Origin of the sequence: Desulfonatronospira sp., assembly GCA_003563255.1 — a bacterium.
In the GTDB taxonomy this organism is placed as follows: Bacteria; Desulfobacterota; Desulfovibrionia; order Desulfovibrionales; family Desulfonatronovibrionaceae; genus Desulfonatronospira.
This window is the reverse complement of the sequence record PWSL01000047.1, coordinates 1-7,990: the sequence shown is the minus strand read 5'-3', so window position 1 is coordinate 7,990 and position 7,990 is coordinate 1. Positions and strand designations below refer to the sequence as shown.

At 53.6% G+C, this 7,990-nt stretch carries 7 protein-coding genes; 5 read left to right on the top strand and 2 right to left on the bottom strand.

Annotated elements, in window-relative coordinates:
* From QZP87_RS01500 to QZP87_RS01490, 3 genes are all read left to right on the top strand, one after another.
* On the top strand, positions 1-1,380 hold a 1,380-nt coding region (locus tag QZP87_RS01500; RefSeq protein WP_291321156.1), incomplete at its 5' end, for a molybdopterin-dependent oxidoreductase.
* 29 nt (positions 1,381-1,409) lie between these two features.
* The gene (locus QZP87_RS01495) at positions 1,410-1,931 is read left to right on the top strand and encodes an NAD(P)H-dependent oxidoreductase subunit E (RefSeq protein WP_291321155.1); all 522 of its coding nucleotides are present in this window, start codon (positions 1,410-1,412) and stop codon (positions 1,929-1,931) included.
* A gap of 2 nt (positions 1,932-1,933) precedes the next feature.
* The gene (locus tag QZP87_RS01490; RefSeq protein ID WP_291321154.1) at positions 1,934-3,781 is read left to right on the top strand and encodes an NADH-quinone oxidoreductase subunit NuoF; all 1,848 of its coding nucleotides are present in this window, start codon (positions 1,934-1,936) and stop codon (positions 3,779-3,781) included.
* Between the two features lie 528 nt (positions 3,782-4,309).
* Here QZP87_RS01490 and QZP87_RS01485 read toward each other — a convergent pair.
* Positions 4,310-4,960: a phosphoadenosine phosphosulfate reductase family protein gene (locus QZP87_RS01485; protein WP_291321153.1), complete on the bottom strand. Its 651-nt coding sequence runs from the start codon at positions 4,958-4,960 to the stop codon at positions 4,310-4,312.
* 65 nt (positions 4,961-5,025) lie between these two features.
* Here QZP87_RS01485 and QZP87_RS01480 point away from each other — a divergent pair, with 65 nt between their 5' ends.
* Both QZP87_RS01480 and QZP87_RS01475 read left to right on the top strand, forming a co-directional pair.
* The gene (locus QZP87_RS01480; protein WP_291321152.1) at positions 5,026-5,529 is read left to right on the top strand and encodes a permease; all 504 of its coding nucleotides are present in this window, start codon (positions 5,026-5,028) and stop codon (positions 5,527-5,529) included.
* Between the two features lie 412 nt (positions 5,530-5,941).
* Positions 5,942-6,631 carry a hypothetical protein gene (locus QZP87_RS01475; protein ID WP_291321151.1) on the top strand — a complete coding sequence of 230 codons (690 nt, stop codon included), beginning with the start codon at positions 5,942-5,944 and terminating at the stop codon, positions 6,629-6,631.
* Positions 6,632-6,644: 13 nt separating this feature from the next.
* Here QZP87_RS01475 and QZP87_RS01470 read toward each other — a convergent pair whose 3' ends face one another.
* Positions 6,645-7,787: a site-2 protease family protein gene (locus tag QZP87_RS01470; RefSeq protein WP_291321150.1), complete on the bottom strand. Its 1,143-nt coding sequence runs from the start codon at positions 7,785-7,787 to the stop codon at positions 6,645-6,647.
* Positions 7,788-7,990 lie beyond the last annotated feature (203 nt).

Here is a 7,990-nt window from a genome sequence, read left to right as displayed (position 1 = left end):
GCCTGGATAAACAGCATGCTGCATGTAATCATAAATGAAGACCTTCTGGACCATGAATTCGTGGACAACCGCACCAGCGGACTTGACCGGCTCCGGGAACACGTGAGCAGATACACACCGGAGTATGCAGCCGGGATTACCGGCATCCCTCCGGAAGACTTGATAAAGGCCGCCAGGATGTATGCCCGGGCCCCGGCAGCGTCCATACTGTACACCATGGGCATCACCCAGCATACAAGCGGTACCGGCAATGTAATGGCCCTGGCCGATCTGGCCATGCTCTGCGGCAACCTGGGCATCCCCGGAGGCGGCGTAAATCCCCTGCGGGGGCAGAACAATGTCCAGGGAGCCTGCGACATGGGAGCCCTGCCCGACGTCTACAGCGGCTACCAGAAAGTGGAGGTCCCGGAAAACCGCGAAAAAATGGCCCGGGCCTGGAATGTGAAAAGCCTCCCGGAGAAACCTGGTCTGAAACTGACCGGGATGCTTGCCGGTTCAGGGGAAAATGCCGTAAAGGCCCTGTACGTTATCGGCGAAAACCCTGCTCTATCCGATCCCGATGCCCAGCACACCCGCCAGGCCCTGCAAGACCTTGAGTTCCTGGTGGTGCAGGATATTTTTCTTACCGAGACCGCGTCCATGGCCGACGTGGTTCTGCCGGCCTGTTCCTTTGCCGAAAAGGACGGTACTTTTACCAATACCGAAAGACGGGTACAGCGCGTTAGACAGGCCATAGAACCTGTGGGTCATTCCAGGCCGGACTGGATGATAATCCAGGATCTGGCTTCCAGGTTCGGCTGTATAATGTACTACCAGTCGCCACAGGATATCATGCAGGAGATTGCCTCGGTTACGCCTTCTTATGCCGGAATCAACTACTCAAGGCTGGAAAAAAAAGGCCTGCAATGGCCCTGTCCCCACCAGGATCATCCCGGCACCCCCATCCTGCACAGCCAGGGATTCGCCGCAGGCAGGGCCGGATTTCAGTGCGTGGAATATACGCCGCCGGAGGAAGCAATTGATGAGGCTTTTCCCTTGTGGCTCACCACCGGTCGCAGCCTTTATCATTATCATACCGGCAGCATGACCCGGAAAATCCGCGGTCTGAACGTCCTGGAGCGGGAATGCCGCCTGGAAATATCCCCCCAGGATGCACATAAGGCCGGACTTAAAGACCATGACCGGGTCTCGGTGCGCTCCCGCAGGGGGGAGATCACCACCAGGGTGCGCATATCCAGTGCGGCAGTGCCGGGTACAGTGTTTATTCCCTTTCACTTCGCCGAAGCCGCAGCCAATGTCCTGACCAATCCAGTCCTGGATCCCGTGGCCGGGGTGCCGGAATACAAGGTCTGCGCGGTACGCATTGGAATTGTGGATTGATAAATGAGTAAGGATACAGGCTGAAAAAAATGCAGCAGAATATTTTTCATACAGACAACTCAGATTATTTCAGGCCGGCGCACAGAGATATTACTCCCGGAATGTGGCAGGGCATTGACCGGGTAATCCAGGAGTGCCTAGACGTACCCGGAGCGGTAACCCAGGTCCTGCGCCGGTGCCAGGATCTGGTGGGCTACCTGCCGGTGGAACTTCTGGATTATATCGCGCACAGCTTGAATATTCCCGCCAGTGAAGTCTTCGGGGTGGCCTCATTTTATTCTCTGTTTTCCATGAAACCCAGGGGCAGAAATATTATCAGGGTATGCACCGGTACCGCCTGCCACGTCAGGGGAGCCGACCTGATCATGAGAAGGCTCAAGCAAACCTATCACCTGGAGGACGGCTCAACCACACCGGACCGCCGGTTCACCCTGGAATCGGTGCGCTGCATGGGCGCCTGCGGACTGGCTCCAGCCATGAACATAAACCAGACCGCCCACGGCCACATCACTCCGGACCAGGCCCTGAAACTGCTGCAGGAGTATTACTGATTATGCCTGCGATGAACCTGCAGGACCTGCAGAGCATCAGGGAGGCCAACAGGCACCGGGTGGAATTCACCCGCAACACCTGCCTCATGCTCTGCGGGGGCACCGGGTGCCGGTCTACAGGCAGCCTGGAAATCAAGGAAGCTTTGCAGAAAGAAATCACCACCCGGGGCATCCAGGACAGTGTGGACGTGGTTGAGACAGGCTGCAACGGCTTCTGTGCCCGGGGACCTATTCTGGTTGTCCAGCCGCATGACATATTTTATCACAACCTTACCCTGCAGGACATCCCGGAGCTTGTCCAGGAACAGCTGGTCAACAACACCCCCCTGCAGCGGCTGCAGTATAAAGACCCGGTCTCAAAACAAATCCTGCCCCGCCAGCAGGACATCCCCTTCTTCGCGCACCAGTTGCCCTGGGTGCTGCGCAACAGAGGCATCATAGATCCTGAATCCATTGATCAGTACATAGCCAGGGACGGTTATTTCGCTGCTGCCCGGGCTTTACTGGAAATGACTCCAGGGGACATCCTGCAGCAGATGCACAAGTCGGGCCTGCGGGGCCGGGGTGGAGCCGGGTTTCCCGTGCATCTCAAATGGAAATATGCCTCAGAAGAAAAAAGCCCGGTCAAATACGTGGTATGCAATGCCGATGAAGGCGATCCCGGAGCCTTCATGGACCGCAGCATCCTGGAGGCCAACCCCCACTCGGTGCTGGAAGGCATGCTCATTGCCGCCCGGACCGTAAATGCCGGTCATGGTTTTATCTATTGCCGTACCGAATACCCTCTGGCCCTGGAGCGGGTTCAGACCGCCATTGACCGCGCCCGGGAATATGGGCTTCTGGGGTCTGATATCCTGGGCAGCGGATTTCAGTTTGACCTGGAAATATACCAGGGTGCCGGGGCCTTTGTCTGCGGTGAGGAAACGGCCCTGATGCGCTCCATTGAGGGCGGCCGGGGCATGCCCCGGCCCAGGCCCCCCTTTCCGGCCCAGAAGGGACTCTGGGACCGGCCCACAGTGCTCAACAATGTGGAAACCCTGGCTAATGTGCCATTGATAATTCTGGAAGGTGGCGACTGGTATGCCGGGGTGGGCACGGAGCACAGCAAGGGCACCAAAGTGTTTGCCCTGTCCGGGGACGTGCGCAACATAGGCCTGGTGGAGGTGCCCATGGGCACTTCCCTGTGCAGCATAATATACGACATCGGGGGGGGCATACCTGGCAAGCGGAAGTTCAAGGCGGTGCAACTGGGAGGGCCGTCCGGCGGGTGCGTGCCGGCGGAATACCTGGATCTGCCCGTAGATTACGAGGCCATCAGCCGGGCCGGGGCCATCATGGGCTCCGGGGGCATGATCGTCATGGATCAGCGAACCTGCATGGTGGACATGGCCAGGTTCTTCATGGACTTCGTGCAGGAGGAGTCCTGCGGCAAATGCACCCCCTGCCGGGAAGGCACCATGCGCATCCTGGAGATACTGGACCGTATCCGTGCCGGGGATGGAGTCATTCAGGACCTGTGGGAACTCGAAGACCTCTCGGCCACCATCCGGGACAGTTCGCTTTGCGGTCTGGGCCAGACCGCACCCAACCCGGTGCTCTCCACCCTGAAATACTTTCCCAAAGAATATGAAGATCACATCAGGAACAAGAAGTGCCCGGCCAAAAAATGCACAGCCCTGGTAAAATTCCGGGTCAACGCGGATAAATGCACTTCCTGCGGACTCTGCCATAAAAACTGTCCTTCCGGGGCGGTACACTGGAAAAAGAAACAGCCCGCAGAAATAGATCCTCAAAAATGTATCAAATGCATGCTCTGCCTGGACAATTGCATGTTCGACGCCATCGACTGAATTCCTGACCACCACCCTCAGCTCTTTCCCCGCCCTCTCTGCATATTAATGCCCTCTTATATTCCCTGAATCCGTGAAATTTATCCATTTAGACCAAAGCGGGCTACGCCCGAAACCCAGTTATCTGTTATTTGTTAATTGTTAATAGGGTAAGGCAGTTAATTTTGGCGTTTGTTCTTCAACAATTAACAATTAACTGATATCAATTTCTTGTTTATTATGACAGGGTTTCAGGAGTAAGCCACTAATGTCCTACAGGTTCCGGGGTTTGACAAAAAGGCCGCAAACTGTCTGAGCGACTTAGGCAGACTTAATCAAAATCCTTTCACCATCTGATTTAATTTATATAAATTTTTTGAATGCCCTGCAGTATATTAGATCAGGCAAGGCCGGGATTTTGATTTAGTCTGCCTTGGAGTGAGTCTTTGCGGCCTTTTTGACAAATTCCGGAACCTGTTTTCACGGATTCAGGATATTCTTTCACTCGCATACTCCCATACCTGCACACTTCTTCCCCACGCCCCCTGCCTAAAAATACCCCATACTGCGCAGCAGATCCATGCTCTCTTCTTTATCCGGGTGCCTCCCGGAACGCTCATCCATATGCGTGCCCTTGACCGTGCAGGGCATGCACCCCAGTGACCTGTATCCGGCATTGTATAAAGAGCAGTAAGGCAGTCCTTTGAGCATGATATAGGACCAGATATCCATTTCAGTCCAGTGGGCTATGGGATTGACCTGATAATAGTCCGGCTCCTTTTTTTTCTGCACCTCCGGTGTATTTTCCCGGGAAGGGTGCTCATCCCTGCGGATGCCGGTCAACATTACCTTGATTCCGTGCTTTTTCACCGCATCCTGCAGGGGCTTGACCTTGAGCATACGGCAGCACTCCACTTTTGAAATTTCCTGCAACTCCTGCATAACACTGGAATCCGGACCAACCACCGTCAACTCAATACTCCATTCCCAGGCCAGTTCGTCCCTGAACTCCAGGACCTCGGGAAATTTATATCCTGTATCCAGGTTCAATGCCCGCACCTGCACCCCGGGATCCCTTTCCCCAAGAAATTGCATCCATTGATGCAGCATCACCGTGGAGTCCTTGCCCCCTGTCCAGGCGGCGAATATATTTCCAGCAGAACTTAAACCAAGTGCCTGCTCAAAAATCTTCCTTGTCAAACTCATCTTTTCCTGTAAATTCATGGCTCATCTCAAGGTCAGTTAAAATTTAAAACGGGAGGATCATGAAAGGAACCTTTCTGTTCATACTCATTCTCTGTCTGGCGGCGAGCATTATCGCATTCAAGAAGGACCCGCAACTGGTCAATGAAGGATTCGTCCAGGGAATGAAAATGCTGGGAAAAATACTGCCCATACTGGTGGTGGCCTTTATCCTGGCCGGTATGGTGGAACAGATCCTGCCCAAAGATCTCCTTGCAGACATACTGGGACCGGAATCCGGGTTCAGGGGACTGGCCCTGGGGACCCTGGCCGGGGCGGTAATGCCTGGAGGACCGTTCATCCTTTTTCCACTGATGGCGGTGCTGCTCAAGGCCGGGGCAGGTGTGGGTCCTCTGGTGGCCTTTCTCACCTCCTGGGCTCTTTTGGGCTTTCATCGCCTGCTCATCTACGAGGCTCCAATTATGGGCTGGAAGTTCGCCCTTTGCCGCATGGCCGCCAGCCTGATTTTCCCTATAGTCATTGGTTTTTTGGCAGACTGGGCCTGGAAAGCCTGGTCCAGGGCATAAACCTTGCCTGCCTCATCATTCCTGGATTGGCATCAATCTTGAATAATCCTGACTATACAGTTCAGTCAGTACGATAAAGTATCTGTCATGGCTTTGCATATCGCCTTGGGGCTGTTAATGGGGACAGGCACCTTTACTGACTTACTCCTGAAACCCTGTCACAAAAAACAAGAAAGTTTGAACCGCAAAGACGCTAAGTTCGCAAAGTGAAAGACGCGAAGCAGGTCAATTGTCCAAAACCGGGACACGGTTTTGGACAAGGCTGCCTTTTCATTTGTCACGAGAAACGAATGGCAAATGAAAAAAATTATCCTGTCTTCCTTGGCGACCTTTGCGCCTTTGCGTGAGCATATGTTTTTTGGGTTGCGGGCAAAGCCCGCGTTAGATGTAGTATTAATTCAGGATGATAAATATGAAAACAACCATTCTTATTTTTACAATTTTGTTTCTTAGTCAGCTGATATCAGGCTGCGCATGGGTTGAGGAAAATTATGAACAGACACTGGACCCAAGACTGGACCACGTAACAATCTACAAACGCCCTGTTCTGGACACAGCCCGGCAGGATATTCCTGTTTACCCGGTCAGCCTCGGCCAGCAGGACATCAAAGCCATATTTTTTCCCTTTTTTATCCATGAACGTGCCGGAGGTTCGCCGGATACTGGACGCAAGATCGGGCATCTTTTCTGGAGAAGCTGGGTGGGTCAGGAAGTGTTTCCAGGCATAGCCTACAGGGAGATGCAGAACGCTCCAGGAAAAACCGCCGCCATAAGAATGGCCCGCGAAGCTGGAGCCGACATGTACGCCCTGGGCCAGGTCAACCACTACCTGTACGGCGGTTCCCAGGGCAGCACCAGCATAGCCCTTACCGTGAATCTCTACTGTGTGGAAACTGATGAACTGGTATGGTCCATGGCCCATTCAGGCCGTATAGACAACTCCAGAGACAGGGATTTCGTTCTTGTTACCCGCCGAACCTGGATGCCCCAGTCCCCGGAATACGTCATCGTCAAAAAACTGGCACACGATATGGGCCAGCCCGTCAAAGCATGGACCAGGGGAACACAGGCCGTCTTCCCGGCTGCCGGACCGTCTTACTGATCAAACCGGCGGTTCAATCGGAAAAGCTGCGGTCTCCCTCAATCTCCATTCTGGCTGAAAGATACCCCATAATATCTTTCAGAGAAATCATTCCCAGCAGAACACCGTTTTCAACCACCATCATCCTGCTCTGCCCTTCCTGGTTCATCCTGTTCAGGGCATACAGGATATCGGTGTTGGGATGGATAGTGTTGCTGTTTGAGCAGGGGGTGTACACATGGCGAACCAGTGTAGTGCCCCACAGATGCCGGTCAATGCCTCCCACCTGCCTGGTGGTTATGCAACCCAGAAGGTGCCCCCGGTCCAGAACTGGAAACATTTTGAAGTGGTACTGGTAAATATAATCTTCAACAAGCCCGGCGAGTGTTATATCCGGTGAAACGTAAACCGGTTTCTTCATGAGAGACCTGACTCTGACACCGGCCACAGCGCTTTTTATCATCATCTGCCGGTAAGCGTTCTGAGCCACATACCGGATAAATATCCCGATGACAAAATACCACAGCCCTCCTACAAGGTTTCCGGTGAGCATGTTCAAAATTCCAATACCTATGAGCACCAGGCCGAACATGGAACCCATATTGGCTGCAATACGGGTTGCCCAGCGCTGGTCCCCCTTCCATTTCCAGAGAACAGCCCTTAATATCCGCCCGCCGTCCATGGGAAAGGCGGGGATCAGGTTGAAAACAGCCAGGATGGTGTTGATAAGCGCCAGGTACATGAAAACGATGATCCCGGCAGGGCCCCATCCCATAAACTGAGCCGCATTGTGCAGGACAAAGAAGACCAGAGCCAGAAACAGGCTGGCTAGAGGTCCGGCGATGGCTATCCAGAACTCACTCTTGGGACTCTGGGGGTCATCCTCCATCTCGGCCACGCCGCCGAAGATAAACAAAGTGATGCCCCGGATGGGCACCCCGTAATTGCGGGCCACCAAGGAGTGCCAGAATTCGTGAAACAAAATTGAGAAAAAAAGCCCCAGGGCCCCAATACCGCCAAGTATCCAGTAACCCAGAGGACTTAAGTCTTCAATGAAATGGGGAAAGAATCCCACTGCCAGGGACCAGGTTACCAGTACGGCGATTACCAGCCAACTGACATCCACCTTGATCTGAAAACCGAATATCTTGAACAGGTTGAGGCTTTTGCCGAACATTATCTTTCCTTGCCCCCATGGCGGATAAAATATTCTCAGGAGGGCTGATTGAATTTGAAAGTAGCTGCTGTTTTTACTAAAATGGTATCTGTTTAGCGCTTTGCATGTGGCATGGGGACTGGCTCTTCCGGGACCCACTTGTCCCAGAAATCGAGTCATTTTGAGCACAAAATGATGCTCAAGTGGGTCCCGGAGTGCCTGTC

Excerpts from the sequence above, each read along its gene's own strand:
- QZP87_RS01480 (WP_291321152.1), top strand. The coding sequence starts at position 5,026 with ATGAAAGGAACCTTTCTGTTCATACTCATTCTCTGTCTGGCGGCGAGC.
- QZP87_RS01475 (WP_291321151.1), top strand. The coding sequence starts at position 5,942 with ATGAAAACAACCATTCTTATTTTTACAATTTTGTTTCTTAGTCAGCTG.
- QZP87_RS01495 (WP_291321155.1), top strand. The coding sequence starts at position 1,410 with ATGCAGCAGAATATTTTTCATACAGACAACTCAGATTATTTCAGGCCG.
- QZP87_RS01490 (WP_291321154.1), top strand. The coding sequence starts at position 1,934 with ATGCCTGCGATGAACCTGCAGGACCTGCAGAGCATCAGGGAGGCCAAC.
- QZP87_RS01470 (WP_291321150.1), bottom strand. The coding sequence starts at position 7,787 with ATGTTCGGCAAAAGCCTCAACCTGTTCAAGATATTCGGTTTTCAGATC.